The sequence below is a fragment of the Janthinobacterium sp. NKUCC08_JDC genome (assembly GCF_019345575.1).
Lineage (GTDB): Bacteria > Pseudomonadota > Gammaproteobacteria > Burkholderiales > Burkholderiaceae_D > Janthinobacterium > Janthinobacterium aestuarii.
In genome coordinates, this window is sequence record NZ_JAHKQW010000003.1 from 320,451 (window position 1) to 337,131 (window position 16,681).

The 16,681-nt window shown below is 66.7% G+C and carries 8 protein-coding genes; all 8 read left to right on the forward strand.

What is annotated here, in order from left to right:
• Positions 1–5 precede the first annotated feature (5 nt).
• The 8 genes from KO538_RS11365 to recD all read left to right on the forward strand — a co-directional run bounded on the left by KO538_RS11365 (position 6) and on the right by recD (position 16,646).
• A complete protein-coding gene (locus KO538_RS11365) occupies positions 6–1,505 on the forward strand; it encodes a CoA-acylating methylmalonate-semialdehyde dehydrogenase (protein WP_219328368.1) in 1,500 nt (499 codons plus the stop codon).
• A gap of 74 nt (positions 1,506–1,579) precedes the next feature.
• Positions 1,580–2,218: an ANTAR domain-containing response regulator gene (locus tag KO538_RS11370; RefSeq protein ID WP_070303064.1), complete on the forward strand. Its 639-nt coding sequence runs from the start codon at positions 1,580–1,582 to the stop codon at positions 2,216–2,218.
• Between the two features lie 157 nt (positions 2,219–2,375).
• Positions 2,376–3,554, forward strand: a complete 1,179-nt coding sequence (locus KO538_RS11375; protein ID WP_219328369.1) for a CmpA/NrtA family ABC transporter substrate-binding protein — start codon at positions 2,376–2,378, stop codon at positions 3,552–3,554.
• Positions 3,555–3,568: 14 nt separating this feature from the next.
• A complete protein-coding gene (cobA, locus tag KO538_RS11380; RefSeq protein WP_219328370.1) occupies positions 3,569–4,348 on the forward strand; it encodes a uroporphyrinogen-III C-methyltransferase in 780 nt (259 codons plus the stop codon).
• Between the two features lie 142 nt (positions 4,349–4,490).
• Complete coding sequence (locus KO538_RS11385) at positions 4,491–7,529, forward strand: CHASE domain-containing protein (protein ID WP_219328371.1); 3,039 nt, start codon at positions 4,491–4,493, stop codon at positions 7,527–7,529.
• 75 nt (positions 7,530–7,604) lie between these two features.
• Positions 7,605–11,024, forward strand: a complete 3,420-nt coding sequence (gene recC, locus KO538_RS11390; RefSeq protein WP_219328372.1) for an exodeoxyribonuclease V subunit gamma — start codon at positions 7,605–7,607, stop codon at positions 11,022–11,024.
• On the forward strand, positions 11,021–14,680 hold the full coding sequence (gene recB / locus KO538_RS11395; RefSeq protein ID WP_219328373.1) for an exodeoxyribonuclease V subunit beta: 3,660 nt from the start codon (positions 11,021–11,023) through the stop codon (positions 14,678–14,680). The genes recC and recB overlap by 4 nt, the downstream gene beginning before the upstream one ends.
• Positions 14,670–16,646 carry an exodeoxyribonuclease V subunit alpha gene (recD, locus tag KO538_RS11400; protein ID WP_257620298.1) on the forward strand — a complete coding sequence of 659 codons (1,977 nt, stop codon included), beginning with the start codon at positions 14,670–14,672 and terminating at the stop codon, positions 16,644–16,646. The genes recB and recD overlap by 11 nt, the downstream gene beginning before the upstream one ends.
• The last annotated feature ends 35 nt before the right edge of the window (positions 16,647–16,681 follow it).

Sequence of the window (16,681 nt, forward strand, 5' to 3'; positions counted from 1 at the left end):
AAAAGATGACGACCCCGATGATTGGCCACTTTATTGGTGGCAACCCGATGGCTTCGCGCTCAGAGCGCACGAGCGATGTGTTCAATCCCGCCACCGGTGCCGTGACGGCGAAAGTGGCGCTGGCCACGCCGTCCGAACTGAACGCGGCCGTGGCGGCAGCCCACGCGGCGTTTCCCGCCTGGTCGCAAACCTCGCCGCTGCGCCGCGCCCGGGTCATGTTCAAGTTCAAGGAATTGTTGGAAGAGCACTCGGATCAACTGGCCGCCCTGATCACGGCGGAGCACGGCAAAGTATTTACGGATGCCAAAGGGGAAGTGACGCGCGGCATCGAAGTGGTGGAGTTTGCCTGCGGCATCCCGCAAATGATGAAGGGAGAATACTCGGAACAGGTGGCCGGCGGCATCGATGCGTGGTCGATCCGCCAGGCGCTCGGTGTGTGCGTCGGCATCACGCCATTCAACTTTCCCGTGATGGTGCCCATGTGGATGTTCCCGATGGCGATTGCCTGCGGCAATACGTTCGTGCTGAAACCGTCGGAGCGCGATCCGTCGGCCAGCCTGCTGCTGGCGCAACTGTTGACGGACGCGGGCTTGCCCGATGGCGTCTTCAATGTGGTGCAGGGTGACAAGGAAGCCGTGGATGGGTTATTGCACCACCCGGACGTGCGCGCCGTCAGTTTCGTCGGTTCCACGCCGATTGCCGAGTACATCTACGCCACAGGATGTGCGCAGGGCAAGCGCGTGCAGGCCCTGGGTGGCGCGAAAAACCACATGGTCGTCATGCCGGACGCGGACATTCCCCAGACGGTGGATGCCCTGATGGGCGCGGCGTTCGGCTCGGCCGGCGAGCGCTGCATGGCCATTTCCGTCGTCGTCGCGGTGGGCAATGTGGCGGACCAGCTGGTCGAAGCCTTGGTGCCGCGTATTGCCGCCCTGAAAATCACGCAAGGCATGGATCTGTCGGCCGAGATGGGCCCCGTCGTCACGCAAGTGCACAAGGACAAGATCGCAGGCTACATCGCCAAAGGTGTGGAAGAGGGCGCCAAGCTGGTGGCCGACGGGCGCGGTTTCGTGCTGCCTGGCCACGAGCAAGGGTTCTTCCTTGGCGGCAGCCTGTTTGACCACGTCACGCCGGACATGACGATCTACAAGGAAGAAATCTTCGGCCCCGTGCTGTGCATCGTGCGCGTGCCGGACTTTACGACGGCGCTGGACCTGGTCAACGCGCATGAGTACGGCAATGGCACGGCCATCTACACGCGCGACGGCAACACGGCGCGCGAATACACGCACAGGGTGCAGGTGGGCATGGTGGGCGTGAACGTGCCGATTCCCGTGCCGATGGCCTTCCACAGTTTCGGCGGCTGGAAGCGCAGCCTGTTTGGCGACCACCACGCGCATGGCCCGGAATCCGTGCGTTTCTATACGAAACAGAAGGCCGTGACCCAACGCTGGCCCGCATCGACGGCGGCCGGCGCCGAGTTTGCCATGCCGACCCTGAAGTAAAGTACCGTGTAAACCCGGCTGGTTCGCTTCTTGCTTACTGCAATGGTTGTGTTTAGCCATTGCAGATCGTTCCCATGACGTCCAGCCGTACCCAGCCTTTGCGCATCGTTGTCGTCAACACCATTGTCGAGCACGGCGTGCACGAGAACGCGGCCTTGGCTGCCCAGGTGCAGCGCGGCAATGCCTTGCGCATCGGCTTGCTGGAATCGGGCTTCGACATCGTCGCCTCGCTGCCAGCCGACCTCTACCTCCCCGAGCGAATCGCGCAACTGCAGCCTGACCTCATCATCATCGATGCCGAATCGGACGCGCGCGACGTGCTCGAGCACATCGTCATCGCCACGCGCGACGAGCGCCGCCCCATTGTCCTGTTTACCGAAGACGGCGCCACGGCCAGCATCGATGCGGCCATGGCGGCCGGCGTGTCCGCGTATATCGTGGCCGGCCTGCATGCCGAGCGCATCTTGCCCGTGCTCAATGTGGCCCTGGCGCGCTTTCGCCAGGAAGAAAAACTGCGCGCCGAATTGCTCGACACGCGGCACAAGCTGCTCGAGCGCAAGGTAATCGAACGGGCCAAGGGTCTGTTGATGACGCATCACGGCTTGACGGAAGACCAGGCTTACCAGCGCTTGCGCAGCATGGCCATGAACAAGAAACTCAAACTGGCGGACATTGCCCAGCGTATCCTCGACGTGGAGGACTTGCTGGGATGAAGCGGGCATTTCCTGACACATGCTGGTGCAGCGCACCATTCCGGTGCATTTTCACCTGCCTGGGACCGGGCATGCACAGGCACGGTCCTTGCTGCTGGATGGCTATGGCCTTGCCCATGTCGGCGCGGCAAAACAGTACTTATCAGCAAGGAATGGTATGACACAGCAAGCGGGCACGAGTGCCCATGCGATGCGCTCCATGCATCCGGAAAAACAGACGATACGCATCGGCTACCTGCCGCTGACCGATTGCGCCTCGCTGGTGATGGCGTCAAAACTGGGCCTCGATGAAAAATACGGCATCAAGATTGAACTGAGCCGGGAGATGTCGTGGGCCGGCGTGCGCGACAAATTGAACAACGGCGAACTCGACGCTGCCCACGTGCTGTACGGTCTCGTGTATGGCGTGCAGATGGGCATCGGCGGGCAACAGCACGACATGGCCGTGCTGATGAACCTCAATCACAGCGGCCAGGCCGTGACCCTGTCGGCGGCGCTGGCGCGCGAGGGCGCCCACGATGGCACCACCTTGGCGCGGCACATGCGCGCCGTGGCGCGGCCATTTGCGTTTGCGCATACTTTCCCGACCGGCAACCACGCGATGCTGCTGCAATACTGGCTGGCCGCGCACGGTATCGATCCGCTGCGCGACGCGCGCGTGATGACGGTGCCGCCGTCGCAAATGGTGGCCGCCTTGCGCGCGGGCCAGATGGATGGCTTTTGCGCCGGGGAACCGTGGGGTTACAAGGCCATCGTCGATGGCGTGGGCGTGACGGCCACCACCAGCGGCGCCATTTGGCCCCACCATCCGGGCAAGGTGCTGGGCACCAGCGCCGCATTTGCGCAGCAGCATCCGAACAGCTGCCGCGCCCTGATCGCCGCCGTGCTCGAGGCGGGACGCTGGATCGACGCCAGCGACACCAACCGGCTGGCCATGGCGGCCACCCTGGCAGAGCCTGCTTATCTGCATACGCCGCAGGAAACCCTGGCGCCGCGCATCCTCGGCCATTACCAGGATGGCCTGGGCAAGACCTGGGACGAGGCGCACGGCTTGAAGTTTTACGGCGATGGCGCCGTCAATTTCCCGTATTTGTCGGACGGCATGTGGTTCATGACCCAGCACCGGCGCTGGGGCTTGCTGCGCGACGAACCCGATTATCTGGCGGTGGCGCGCCAGGTCAACCGCATCGACCTGTACCGTCAGGCGGCGGAGATGACGGCCACGCCCGTACCAAAATCCCCGATGCGCAGCTCGACCCTGTGCGACGGCGTCGTATGGGACGGCAGCGCGCCGGAAGCGTACGCGGCATCGTTTGCCATCGGCCACTTTTTCTGATTGGAGAGTTCATCATGGCGCAATGTGGTAGCGTGACCTTGGTCGGCGCCGGTCCCGGCGACCCGGACCTGCTGACCTTGAAAGCCGTGAAGGCCATCGCACGGGCCGACGTGGTGCTGATCGACGATCTCGTCAACCCGGCCATCCTCGCGCATGCGGCTCACGGCGTGCGCTTGGTCGAAGTGGGCAAGCGGGGCGGCTGCGCTTCCACGCCGCAAGCGTTCATCGAGCGCCTGATGCTGGCCGAGGCGCGCGCGGGCCTGCACGTGGTGCGCCTGAAGGGGGGCGACCCGTATCTGTTCGGACGGGGCGGCGAAGAGCGCGCCTACCTGCGCAGCCACGGCGTGGCCGTCGAAGTAATTCCCGGCATCAGCAGCGGCCTGGCCGCGCCATCGTCCATTGGCGTGCCGCTCACGCACCGCGGCTGGAGCCAGGGCGCCATCTTCGTCACGGGCCACGGCAAGGATGCCGCGTCCGAGCCGAACTGGTCGGCCCTGGCGCAAAGCGGCTTGACGCTCGTCATCTACATGGGCGTGGCCAGGGTGGCCGCCATCCAGGCCGGCTTGCTGGCTGGCGGCATGGCACCCGGCACGCCAGTGGCCGTGGTGCAATCGGCCAGCCTGGCCGCCCAGCGCCAGTTGCTGAGCACCTTGCAGCGCTTGCCGGACGATGTGCTGGCCAGCGGCCTGGGCAGTCCCAGCATCATCGTCGTGGGCGACGTGGTGCGCTGCGCCGATGCCTGGGATGACCATGGCGTCGGCGCCTTGCTGGCCGGGGCACTGCGGGAAGCTTAAGCACCCGGTGTTTCCAGTGCAACCATCGTACGCGCTTTTTTTCTTCCACAAGCGCGTCGGGCATGAGCTTTGATAGTATCCTCGTACTTGCTGGGCGGCCGCAGCGCCGTCCATTCGAGGAAACCGGAATAAGCGATCGACAATGCACACTTTGAGCAAGGGCGGGGCGGGATCAGGTATCAGGATATGGGCGGGTGGCCTGCTGCTGGCCCTGGCGGTGGGCGGCGCCTTGTATGCGGGCGCGGCGCGCACGGTCAATGACGACGCCGAACAGCGTTTCGACAATCTCACGCATAGTGCCCAGCACAGCCTGATCACGCGCGTAAAAAGCTATTCCGACCTGCTGCGGGGCCTCGAAGCCCTGTTCCGCACCAGCGAGCACCTGACGCGGCGCCAGTTCCACGATTACGTGGCCGGCCTCGATATCGTGCGCCAGTTCCCGGCCATCGAATCGGTCAACTATGCGGCGGCCGTGCCATCGGCGCAGCGCGCCGCCTTCATCGAGTCCGTGCGCAAAGACACCAGCCTGGCGCCGCGCGGCTATCCTGCCTTCACCATCCGGCCTGCGGGGGAGCGGCCGGAATACACGGTGCTCACCTACCTGGAACCCGATTCCCTGCTGGCCGAACGCATGGGCGTCGATATCGGCGCCAACCCGCTGGTGGCGCAGTCGCTGGCGCAAGCGCGCGACAGCGGCAAGGTCAGTGCGTCGGGGCAGGTGATCATGATCAAGGGGCCGCCCGCGCATGTAGGCCTGGGCATGCGCCTGCCCGTGTACCGCAATGGCATGCCGCAGGGCAGCGTGGCCGAGCGCCGCGCCGCCTACCAGGGTTCCGTCGGCATCGGCTTTGGCGTGGCGCGGCTGGTGCACAGCGCGCTCGAACGCAGCGCCCTGGAACCGCTGCACCTGACCCTGTACAGCGCGGCCGGTCCTTTGCCGGCCAGCGGGGCCCTGTCCATCACGCCGCAGGACCGCCTGCTGTTCAACGATGACGGCGACCTGGCGGCGGCGCCGCCGCAACCGGGCAGCGATGCCGGTTATTTCGACCGGGTGCTGCCCGTCGCCTACCAGGGGGGCCTGTGGAAAGCCCATTTCCGCGTGCGCAAGGCGGAGCTGTACAGCCCCTTCGACCGCTACTTTCCATGGCTGGCGCTGGGCGTCGGCGTGGCCGGCACCCTGCTCATCTATGGCTACATCTTTACCTTGTACCGCTCGCGCCGCAACGCGGTGGCGCAGCGCACCCTGCTCGATACGGTGCTCGACAGCGTCGATGCCTACGTCTACATGAAGGATGCCGACCTGCGCTACCGCTACGTGAATGCGCGCACGGCCACCATCCTGGGCCGTCCGGTGGAGCAGCTGATCGGCCGCCAGGATGGCGAATTGATGCTGGGCGATGCGGCCGCCGCCGCGCAGCTGACCGAGCGCCAGGTGTTCGACAGCGGCGCCAAGTTCGTCGGCGAGGAGCGCTTCGTCGATGCGCAAGGGCAGGTGCACCACCTGTGGAGCGTGAAGGTGCCGCTGGGCTTGCCCGGTCCCGTCACGGGCCTGATCGGCCTGTCCACCGACGTGACGGAACTGCACCGCCTGAAAGAGCAGGCCGACGCGGCCAGCCAGGCCAAGAGCGACTTCCTGTCGAACATGAGCCATGAAATCCGCACGCCGATGAACAGCATCATCGGCATGGCGCACCTGGCGCTGAAATCCGTGGCCGACGCGCGCCAGCGCGACTATCTGCAAAAAATCTATCATTCGGGCCAGCATTTGCTGGGCCTGATCAACGATATCCTCGATTTTTCCAAGATCGAGGCGGGCAAGCTGGAACTCGAGGTGCTGGACTTCCGTCTCGACACCCTGCTGGCGAACATCGCCAGCCAGCTGGGCGACGCCGCCGCCGTCAAGGGCCTGGCGCTGCAGTTCGATATCGCGCCGGAGCTGCCGCAGCGCTGGCGCGGCGACCCGCTGCGCCTGGAGCAGGTCTTGCTGAACCTGACCAGCAACGCCATCAAGTTTTCCGACAATGGCAGCATCTTCGTGCGCGTGCGCCAGTCCGAGGAGCGCGGCAGCTACGCCATGCTGCGCTTCGAAGTGCAGGACCGGGGCATCGGCATGAACCAGGAAGAGGTGGCGCAGCTGTTCCGCTCCTTCCACCAGGCCGACCCGTCGACCACGCGCAAGTATGGCGGCAGCGGCCTGGGACTGGTGATCAGCAAGCAGCTGGTGGAGCTCATGGGCGGCAAAGTGGGCGTGTACAGCCAGCCGGGCCTGGGCAGCACCTTCTGGTTCACGGCGCGGCTGGAGAAAAGCGCGCAGGCGTCCGACGAGCGCATCGCCGAAGTCGAGCCGGAAGTATTGGGCGTGATACGCGGCGCATCCATCCTGCTGGTCGAAGATAACGTCTTCAGCCAGCAGGTGGGCTGCGAATTGCTGGAAGACGCCGGCGCCACCGTCTGCGTCGCCGGCAATGGCCGCGAAGCGCTGGAATTGCTGGCCCGCCAGCGCTACGACTGCGTGCTGATGGACGTGCAGATGCCGGAGATGGATGGCTTCGAGACGACGCGCCGCATCCGCGCCGACCCGAAACTCACTGGCCTGCTGGTGATCGCCATGACGGCCAACGCGGGCAGCGAAGATCGCGCCCGCTGCCTGGCGGCGGGCATGGATGAATTCGTGACCAAGCCGATCGCCCCGAATCTGCTGTTTCACCTGCTGGCGAAATGGTTCCGTCTGCGCGGCGGCATCGGCAACATCGGCCGCATGCGTGCAAGCGACAGGCTGGCGGCGGCGCCGGCAGCGCCGTCATCGGCCGCCGCGCCGGAATTGCGCGACACGGCCATCCTCGACCTGGCCACCCTGGCTCTCACGTTCAGCAATGACGCCGTGAAGATGCGCAAATACACCCAGCTGTTTCTCGACACGGCACGCGACGGCATCGCCGAAATGGAGCAGGCCATGGCACTGGAAGACCTGGGGCGCCTGGCCGACCTGGGCCACCGCAGCAAATCGTCGGCGCTGGCCGTGGGCGCCCATGCCTTCGCGGGCCTGTGCACGTCGATCGAAGGCTTGCGCGTGGGCGGCGACCTGCAGCAGGCGCGCGTCTTGCTGACAGCCCTGGGACCGGCGCTGGTGCAGGTGGCGGAACAAATTTCAGTGGAATTTGCCGCCAGCGACACCCCCTGACGCAAGCAGCGGCGATAATAGGCGTTTGACGTCTCCGGCCACCGGGCCGGAGACGCGGCAACCCATCGGATCAGCATGCATACACCCGTCACGCCCGGCCTCCTCATCCTGCACGGCAACCAGCTGGAACAGCTGCGCGCCGCCGTCTTCCAGTGGCTGCGCCAGCATCCGCTGGCGCCGCTGGAAACGGACATCTTCCTGGTGCAGTCGAACGGCGTGGCCGAATGGCTGAAGATCGCCCTGGCCGAGGAAATGGGCGTGTGCGCCGCCACGCGCATCGCGCTGCCGGCGCGCCTGCTGTGGGAAAGCTACCGGGGCATGCTGGGGCGCGACAGAGTCCCGCGCGTGTCGCCGTTCGACAAGTCCCCGCTGACGTGGCGTTTGATGCGTCTGTTGCCGTCGCTGCTGGCCGACCCCGTGTTCGCACCGCTGCGCTACTTCCTGGCCGATGGCGATTGCGAACGCCGGCTGCAGCTTGCCGAGCGCCTGGCCGACCTGTTCGACCAGTACCAGGTCTACCGCGCCGACTGGCTGGCCGATTGGGCGGCGGGGCGCGACCAGTTGCGCACGGCGCGCGGTGAATCCATCGTTTTGAAGGACGACCAGCGCTGGCAGGCGCAGTTGTGGCGCGCCGTGGCGGCCGACGTCGAGGAGTTCGAGCGCGACACGGGCCGCGCCGACATCCACGACGCCTTTCTGGCGGCGATTGCCGCCGGCGCCGCGCCGGTAGGCAAGCTGCCGCGCAGGGTCGTGCTGTTTGGCGTGTCGGCCTTGCCGTACCAGACCTTGCAGGCGCTGGCCGCGCTGGCGCGCCACACGCAGGTGGTGCTGGCCGTGCCCAACCCGTGCCAGTTCTACTGGGGCGACATCATCGATGGGCGCGACTTGCTGCGCGCGGAAAACAAGCGCCAGCGCCAGCGCAACGGCACCGACCTGGCCGGGATTCCGCTCGAGGAACTGCATGCGCACAGCCACCCGCTGCTGGCCAGCTGGGGCAGGCAAGGGCGCGATTTCATCCGCATGCTCGACGAATTCGACGAACACGCGCAAGCGGAAGGGCGCGACGACAGCCTGCGCATCGACCTGTTTGGCGAGGAAACGGGCGAGACCCTGCTGCAGCAGGTGCAGGTGGCCATCCGCGAACTGCGTCCGCTGGCCGAGCACGAGCAAATACCGCCCGACGCCGGCGACCGCTCGATCGAATTTCACGTGGCGCACAGCGTGCAGCGCGAAGTGGAAGTGCTGCACGACCAGCTGCTGGCCATGTTCGCGCACAGCGCCGAAACGGGTTTGCGTCCGCGCGACGTGGTGGTGATGGTGCCCGACATCGATACCTTCACGGCCGCCATCCACGCCGTCTTCGGCCAGTACCGGCGCAACGACGAGCGTTTCATCCCGTTCGAGATCGGCGACGTGAAAGACCGCAGCGTCAACCCGCTGCTCGTCGCGCTCGAGTGGCTGCTGCAGTTGCCGCAGCAGCGCTGCCGCCAGAGCGAAGTGCGCGACCTGCTCGACGTGCCCGCACTGGCCACCCGCTTTGGCCTGCAGCCGGACGACCTGGTCACCCTGGGCGCCTGGATCGAAGGGGCGGGCGTGCGCTGGGGCCTGGACCAGCATCACCGCAGCGGCCTGGGTCTGGGCGCGGCCGGCGAGCAGAATGCGTGGATCTTCGGCGTGCGGCGCATGCTGCTCGGCTATGCCAGCGGCGGTGGCGCCAGCTTTGGCGGCATCGAACCGTATGCGGAGGTGGGCGGCCTCGATGCGGCGCTGGCGGGCTCGCTGGCGCAGCTGGTCGAGGCGCTGCTGCACTGGCGCACCGTGCTGGCCGACGCGCGCACGCCAGCCGAGTGGGGCTTGCAGGCGCGCGCGCTGCTGGGCGCCTTCTTTGACGCCGACGACGAGGGCGACCGCCTGACCCTGGCGCAGCTGGAAGGCGCCTTGCAGGGCTGGCTGGAAACGTGCGAGCATGCGGGCTTTGTCGAGCCGGTGCCGTTGTCCGTGCTGCGCGTGGCGTGGCTGGGCGCGCTGGACGAGCCGACCCTGAACCATCAATTCGTCTCCGGCGGCGTGACGTTTTGCACCCTGATGCCGATGCGCGCCGTGCCGTTCCGCGTCGTGTGCCTGCTGGGCATGAACGATGGCGACTTCCCGCGCCGCGCGCAAAAGGCCGATTTCGACTTGCTGGCGCTGCCCGGCATGGCGCGTCCGGGCGACCGCTCGCGCCGCGACGATGACCGCTACCTGATGCTCGAAGCCTTGCTGGCCGCGCGCGACAAACTGTATGTGAGCTGGGTGGGGCGCAATGTGCGCGACAATTCCGAGCAGCCGCCGTCCGTGCTCGTGTCGCAGCTGCGCGATTACCTGGCCGCCGGCTGGTCGCTGGACCGGCACCTGGTCTCGCTGACCACCGAGCACGCGCTGCAGCCGTTCAGCCGCCGCTATTTCGAGGCCGATGGCTTGCTGACGTACGCACGCGAATGGCGCGTCGCGCATGCCGATGTGGAGGCGCAGTCCGGGGAACTGGCGCTGGGCCCCTACGAGCTCGATCCCGGCACGCGTTTGAAACTGGGCGAGCTGGCCAGCTTCTTGCGCCAGCCCGTCAAGTACTTTTTCCGCCGCCGCTTGAGCGTGCATTTCGCCGATGCGGCCATGCTGGGCGAGGATGAAGAACCGTTCGGCCTGAATGCGCTCGAGCGCTATCTGCTGGAAGACACCATGCTGGACGACGGCGGCGCCGTGGAAGCGTTGGACGACGTGCGCGCCAGCCTGGAAGCGCGCGCGGAAAAGCTGGCGCGCGAAGGCGTGCTGCCGATCGGCCTGATCGGCCGGCAAGTACAGGCGCAGCTGGTCGAGGCGCTGGTGCCCGTGCGCAGCGCCTGGTTGTCCTTGCGCGCCTCGTTCCCGTACGCTGCCGACAAGCGCGCCATCAACCTGCCGTTTGGCGAGGTGCAGATCGACGACTGGCTCGACAAATTGTGCAGCAACGGGCAGGAAACGGCCTGGCTGATGCAGATTTCCTCGAAGGTGACGGACAAGAATGGCCTGGCGCGCGGCGACAAGCTGATGCTGATGTGGCTGCGCCAGCTGGCCGCCGCCGCCCTCGGCTTTCCCGTCACCGGCTACCTGGTGGCGCGCGACGCCATCGTCAGCATGGCGCCGCTCGATCCGGCAGCTTCGCGCGACGCGCTGGCCACCTTGCTGGCGCTGTGGCGCGAAGGCATGAACCATCCGCTGCCGACGGCGTGCAAGACGGGGCTGGCGCTGGTACGGCAGGGCGACCCGCGCGCCGTGTATGACGGCGGCTTCGACATGACTGGCGAGCGCGCGGAACTGTGTCTGGCGCGCCTGTGGCCCGAGTTTTCCGCGCTGGCCGCTGAGGAAGCGTGGGAAGACTGTACGCGCGAGCTGTATGGCCCGCTGGCCGACTGGCTGCAGGAACACATCACGATCGACCCGATCAGCGCGCCCGATGAAGGCGCGGGAGAAGAACAATGACGAGCCATCTGCTCAACCCCCTGGCGTTTCCGCTGCACGGCTCGCGCCTGATCGAAGCGTCGGCCGGTACGGGTAAAACCTGGACCATCGCCGCGCTGTACGTGCGCCTCGTGCTGGGGCATGGCGACGGCGACAGCCGCTTTACGCGGCCGCTGCTGCCGGCTGACATCCTCGTGATGACATTTACCCGCGCCGCCACGCGCGAATTGTCGAACCGCGTGCGCGAGCGCCTGATCGAGGCGGCCGCTTATTTTCGCCACGAATCCGGCGGCAGCGACCCGTTTCTCGACGCCTTGCTCGAATCCTATCCGGACGAGAGCGAGCGGCAAAAGGCCGCGCACCGGCTGATGCTGGCCGCCGAGACGATGGATGAAGCGGCCATTTTCACCATCGACGCCTGGTGCCAGCGCATGCTGCGCGAGCATGCGTTCGACAGCGGCAGCCTGTTCGACGAGGAACTGGTCAGCGACGAGCAAGCCTTGTTCGAGGATGCGGCACACGATTACTGGCGCCAGCAAGTCTATCCCTTGCCGCCGCAGGCGCTTGACGTGCTGCTGGCCTGCTGGCCCGACGTCGGCGCGCTGAAGAAAGGCGCGCGCGAGCTGGCGCGCCGCGCGGACATCATGCGCATGGCCGACGAAGAGCCGTTGTCGGCGTTGATCGCGCGCGAACAGCGGGCGCTGGCCGCGCAGCTGGCCACCCTGAAGGCGGGCTGGGTCGAGCGCGTGGACCAGATGGCGATGTGGATCAATGACCACCGCGCCGCCAATCCCAAGTGTTTTAATGGCGTCAAGATGAAGCCGGAGAACCTGGCGAAGTGGTTCGACGGCTTGCGTAAATGGGCGCAAGACCCGCTGTTGCTGCTGCCCGCCATCACGGCCAAGGCGTGGGAACGCTTGACGCCGTTCGGCATCGAGGATGCGTTTGCCAAGAGTTTCACGGCGCAGGTGCCCGAATGCTTCGAGCATACGGAGGCACTGGGGATCGCCCTGGCGGGTATCACGCCGCTGGCGCACAAGCTGCACCTGCATGCGGCGGCGGCCATCGCGCGGCGCATGGATCAGTTAAAACGCCAGTCGCGCCAGTTCGGTTTTGCCGACATGCTGCAGCGCCTGCACGACGCGCTGGCCGGCGAGAATGGCGCGGCCCTGCGCCAGCGCATCATCGACCAGTATCCGCTGGCCATGGTCGATGAATTCCAGGATACGGCGCCCGCCCAGTACCAGATTTTCAACCTGCTGTACCGGATTGCCGACAACGATCCGGCTCTGGGCCTGTTCCTGATCGGCGACCCGAAGCAGTCGATCTACGGCTTTCGCGGCGCCGACATCCAGAGCTACCTGGCGGCGCGCCGCGCGACCACGGGACGCCACTACCAGCTGGGCACCAACTACCGTTCGACGGCCCCGCTGGTGGCGGCCGTCAACCAGCTGTTCCTGCACGCGGAGCGCGACGAGGTGCCGGCCGGCGCCTTCCGCTACCGTAAAGGGGGCGAGAATCCGCTGCCGTTCGAGGCCGTCGACGCCAAGGGCCGCGCCGAACACCTGGTGAACGTCAGCGGTCCGCTGCCGGCCCTGCTGGCCGCCTGCGCCAGCGATGAAGCGCTGCGCGGCGACAGCTACCGCGAGTATTTCGCACAGCACTGCGCCGAACACATCGTCGCCATGCTGGGCGACCCGCAGGCCGGTTTTACGGGCCCCGATGGTTTTACGCGCTTGCAGCCGGCTGACGTGGCCATCCTCGTGCGCGACCGCAAGGAGGCGGCCGCCATCCGCCACGCACTGGCGCGCCGCCGTGTCGCCAGCGTCTACCTGTCCGACAAGGATTCCGTCATCGACAGCGAGGAAGCGCAGGACGTGCTGCGCTGGCTGGCGGCGCTGGCCAACCCGCTCGACGGGGGACTGGCGCGCGCCGCGTTTGCCACGCGCACGATCGGCCTGTCGCTGGGCGAGCTGGCGCGCCTGTCGAGCGATGAGCTGGAATGGGAACGCAGGATCGAGCAGCTGAAGGCTCTGCACCTGATCTGGCAGCGCCAGGGCGTGCTGGCCATGCTGCGCCGTTTTATCCATGAATTGCAGCTGCCGGCCATGCTGCTGCAGCAGACGGGCGGCGAGCGGCGCTTGACGAATCTGCTGCACCTGGCCGAATTGCTGCAATCGGCCAGCCGCCAGCTCGATGGCGAGCAGGCGCTGATACGTTGGCTGGCCGAGCAGATCGCCGGCGAAGGAGAAAACGGCGACGAGCGCGTGCTGCGCCTGGAAAGCGATGCGGAGCTGGTGAAGGTCATCACCGTGCACAAATCCAAGGGGCTCGAATATCCGCTCGTGTATCTGCCGTTCGCCGTCACGGCGCGCAAGGTGGATAAACGCAACCGCAGCTTCTTCGAGTATGCGGGCGACGATGGCGAACGCCGCCTCGACCTGTCCTTGTCCGACGAGGCCATGGCGTTTGTGGAAGAAGCGCGCATCGAGGAAGACTTGCGCCTGCTGTACGTGGCCCTGACGCGGGCGCGCCACTTCCTGTGGCTGGGCGTGGCCGCCCAGGCGGCGCGCAAGGCGGGCGAGAACACCTTGCACGAATCGGCGCTCGGCTACCTGCTGACGGGCGGCGACAAGCTGCCGTTCGACCAGCTGCTGCTGCGCTGGCAGCAGGTGGCGGGCAGCTGCGACGCCATCTATGTCAGCACCTTGGGGCAGCCCGACGCCTGCACGGTGCTGGACCGGGTGGAGCGGCGGCCCGAGTTGCGTCCCGCGCCCGTGTTCACGGGCGAATTCGAGCGCGACTGGTCGGTGGGCAGCTTCACGTCGCTGACGCGCCAGATCGGCGCCGTGGCGGCCGCGCACGTGCCGCAGCGGGCGCTGGAAGAAACCTTGCTGGAAGATGGCACGGCTGTCGCCGTGGTCACGCCGATGCACATGGGCGACGCGCCCTGGCACCGCTTCCCGCGCGGCTCCGTGCCCGGCAATTTCCTCCACGAGCAGCTTGAGTGGATGGGCAGCGAAGGGTTTGACAGCGTCCACGATGACAACTTCGACACGCGCCTGGCCGCGCGCTGCGAGCGCTCGGGCTGGGGCCACCGCCAGGACGACGCCATCGCCTGGCTCAGGGAAATCGCCATCACGCCGCTGCCGCTGCTCTATGCCTCGCTGTCGCAGTTGGACAGCACCCTGTCCGAGATGGAGTTCTGGTTCCCCAGCGAGCATCTGTCCACGGCGGCGCTCGACCAGCTGTGTACGCGTTTGCTGCTCGACGGCACACCGCGTCCCGTGCTGCCGCGGCGCCAGCTGCACGGCATGCTGAAAGGCTTTGCCGACCTGGTCATCGAACGGGATGGCCGCTACTGGGTGCTCGACTACAAGTCGAATGCGCTGGGCGCCAACGACGCGGCCTACCATAAGCAGGCGCTGGCGGCCGGCATGGCGCAGCACCGCTACGATATCCAGGGCGCCATCTACATGCTGGCCTTGCACCGGTTGCTGAAAAGCCGCTTGGGCGACGCCTACGATCCGGCCGAGCACCTGGGCGGTGCCATCTTCCTGTTTTTGCGCGGCATCGCGAATGCGGACACGCATGGCTGCTACTGGCTGGCGCCGCAGCTGGAACTGCTGGACGGCCTCGATCAACTGTTAGAAGAAACGGAACACCATGCAGCATAACGCGCAGTTGGATACCCTGCAGATGGATGCCTTGTTCAGCCATATCGACGGCGTTGCCGAGGCGGGGCACCTGCGCCGCCTGAGCGCCGCGTTTGCCCGCTTCATCGGCACGCTGGACGAGGGCGCGCCGAATGCGTCCGCCGTGGCCGTGGCCTGCGTCGTGCTGTCCGAGCTGGAAGGGCGGGGGCACAGCTGTCTGATGCTGTTTGAGCTGGCCAGCGAACCGTCGCAGCTGCTGGGCTGGAGCGAAGAGCTGTGGCATGGCGTGCTGGCCGTCTCCGGTCCGCTGCCAGGCAGCGTCGAGGGCTGGCGCGCGCTGCTGGCCGGCGCGCCGCAGGTGTGGACGGTGGGCGAGGACGACGTGCGCCAGCCGCTGGTGCTCGATGGCGACCGCCTGTATTTGCGCCGCTACTGGCGCGACGAAACCCTGGTGGGTGAAAAAATCGCCGCGCGTGCACAGGATTTGACGAATCCGCCGCTGGCGCAGGTGCGGCAATGGCTCGACATCCTGTTCGACCAGCCCACGCAGGACGGTGGGCCGGACTGGCAAAAAGTGGCATGCGCCATCGCCTTGCGCGGCAAGGTGGCCATCATCACGGGCGGCCCGGGGACGGGCAAGACCTACACGGTGGCCAGTTTGCTCACCTTGCTGTTTGCCGTGTCGCCGCAGCCGGAGCAGCTGCGCATCGCGCTGGCCGCGCCGACCGGCAAGGCGGCCGCGCGGCTGAAGCAGTCGATCGACAAGGCCCTGGAAGGCTTGGCTGCCAAGGCGGGCGATGCGCTGCCCCTGCTGGAACTGGCGCGGCGTATGGGCGCGGCGCGCACCCTGCATAGTTTGCTGGGCGCGCGACCCGATACGCGCGCCTTTGCCCACCACGCGGGCAATCCGCTCGACGTCGACGTGCTGATCGTCGATGAAGCGTCGATGGTGCACCTGGAAATGATGGCGTCCGTGCTCGACGCCTTGCCGCCCACGGCGATCCTGATACTGCTTGGCGACAAGGATCAATTGGCGTCCGTGGAAGCGGGCGCCGTGCTCGGTGACTTGTGCCACGACGCGCAGGCGGGCGGCTACACGCCGGCTACCATCGCGTATGCGCATGCGGCCAGCGGCGTGGCCATTCCGCCCGACTTCGCGGGGGCCGCTGGCGCGCTGGCGCAGCAGACGGTGATGCTGCGCCACAGCCACCGTTTCAGCGGTCCGATCGGCGAGCTGGCCTTGGCCGTGAATGGCGGCAGGCCCGATCTTGCCAGGGCCTGTTTCGCCAGCGACAGCGGCGGCCAGCTGGCGTGGGGCGTGAGCGCGCAGCCGGACGAGGTGCTGCGCCTGGCCTTGCGTGGCCGCGCGGACGCGCCGGGCGGCTACCAGCCCTACCTGGCACTGGTGAATGCGGGCGAAGCGGCGTACGCGCAGCATGACGACTGGGTGCGCGCCGTGCTGCATGCGTTTGAGTCGTTCCGCATCCTGTGCGCCGTGCGCGAGGGCGAGTGGGGCGTGGCCGGCTTGAACACGGCCATCGAACTGCGGCTGGAAAAGGAAGGCTTGATACGTCGCAGCGAATGGTATGTGGGCCGTCCCGTGATGGTCACGCGTAACGATTACGGTACGGGCGTGTTCAATGGCGACATCGGCTTGACCCTGCGCGATCCGGCGCGGCCCGGTTCATTGCGCGTGTACTTCCTGGAAGGCGAGAACGTGCGCAGCGTGCTGGCCACGCGCTTGCGCCATGTGGAGACGGCGTTCGCCATGACCGTGCATAAATCGCAGGGTTCGGAATTCCGCCACACGGTGCTGGTGCTGCCCCAGGAAGGCGGCGCCATGCTGGCGCGCGAACTGGTCTACACGGGCATCACGCGCGCGCGCGACTTCTTTACCCTCGTCTCGCCCACGCAAGCCGTGCTGTTCGACGCGATTCTGCGCCGTACGCAGCGGGCCAGCGGCTTGAGAGGGCTGATCGGCGGATAGGGTTTGACAGGTTTCCATGTGGAAATATATGTGTT

Bases quoted from the DNA above. Each gene is read 5' to 3' on its own strand.
- KO538_RS11365 (WP_219328368.1), top strand. From the start codon at position 6: ATGACGACCCCGATGATTGGCCACTTTATTGGTGGCAACCCGATGGCT.
- KO538_RS11370 (WP_070303064.1), top strand. From the start codon at position 1,580: ATGACGTCCAGCCGTACCCAGCCTTTGCGCATCGTTGTCGTCAACACC.
- KO538_RS11375 (WP_219328369.1), top strand. From the start codon at position 2,376: ATGACACAGCAAGCGGGCACGAGTGCCCATGCGATGCGCTCCATGCAT.
- cobA (WP_219328370.1), top strand. From the start codon at position 3,569: ATGGCGCAATGTGGTAGCGTGACCTTGGTCGGCGCCGGTCCCGGCGAC.
- KO538_RS11385 (WP_219328371.1), top strand. From the start codon at position 4,491: ATGCACACTTTGAGCAAGGGCGGGGCGGGATCAGGTATCAGGATATGG.
- recC (WP_219328372.1), top strand. From the start codon at position 7,605: ATGCATACACCCGTCACGCCCGGCCTCCTCATCCTGCACGGCAACCAG.
- recB (WP_219328373.1), top strand. From the start codon at position 11,021: ATGACGAGCCATCTGCTCAACCCCCTGGCGTTTCCGCTGCACGGCTCG.
- recD (WP_257620298.1), top strand. From the start codon at position 14,670: ATGCAGCATAACGCGCAGTTGGATACCCTGCAGATGGATGCCTTGTTC.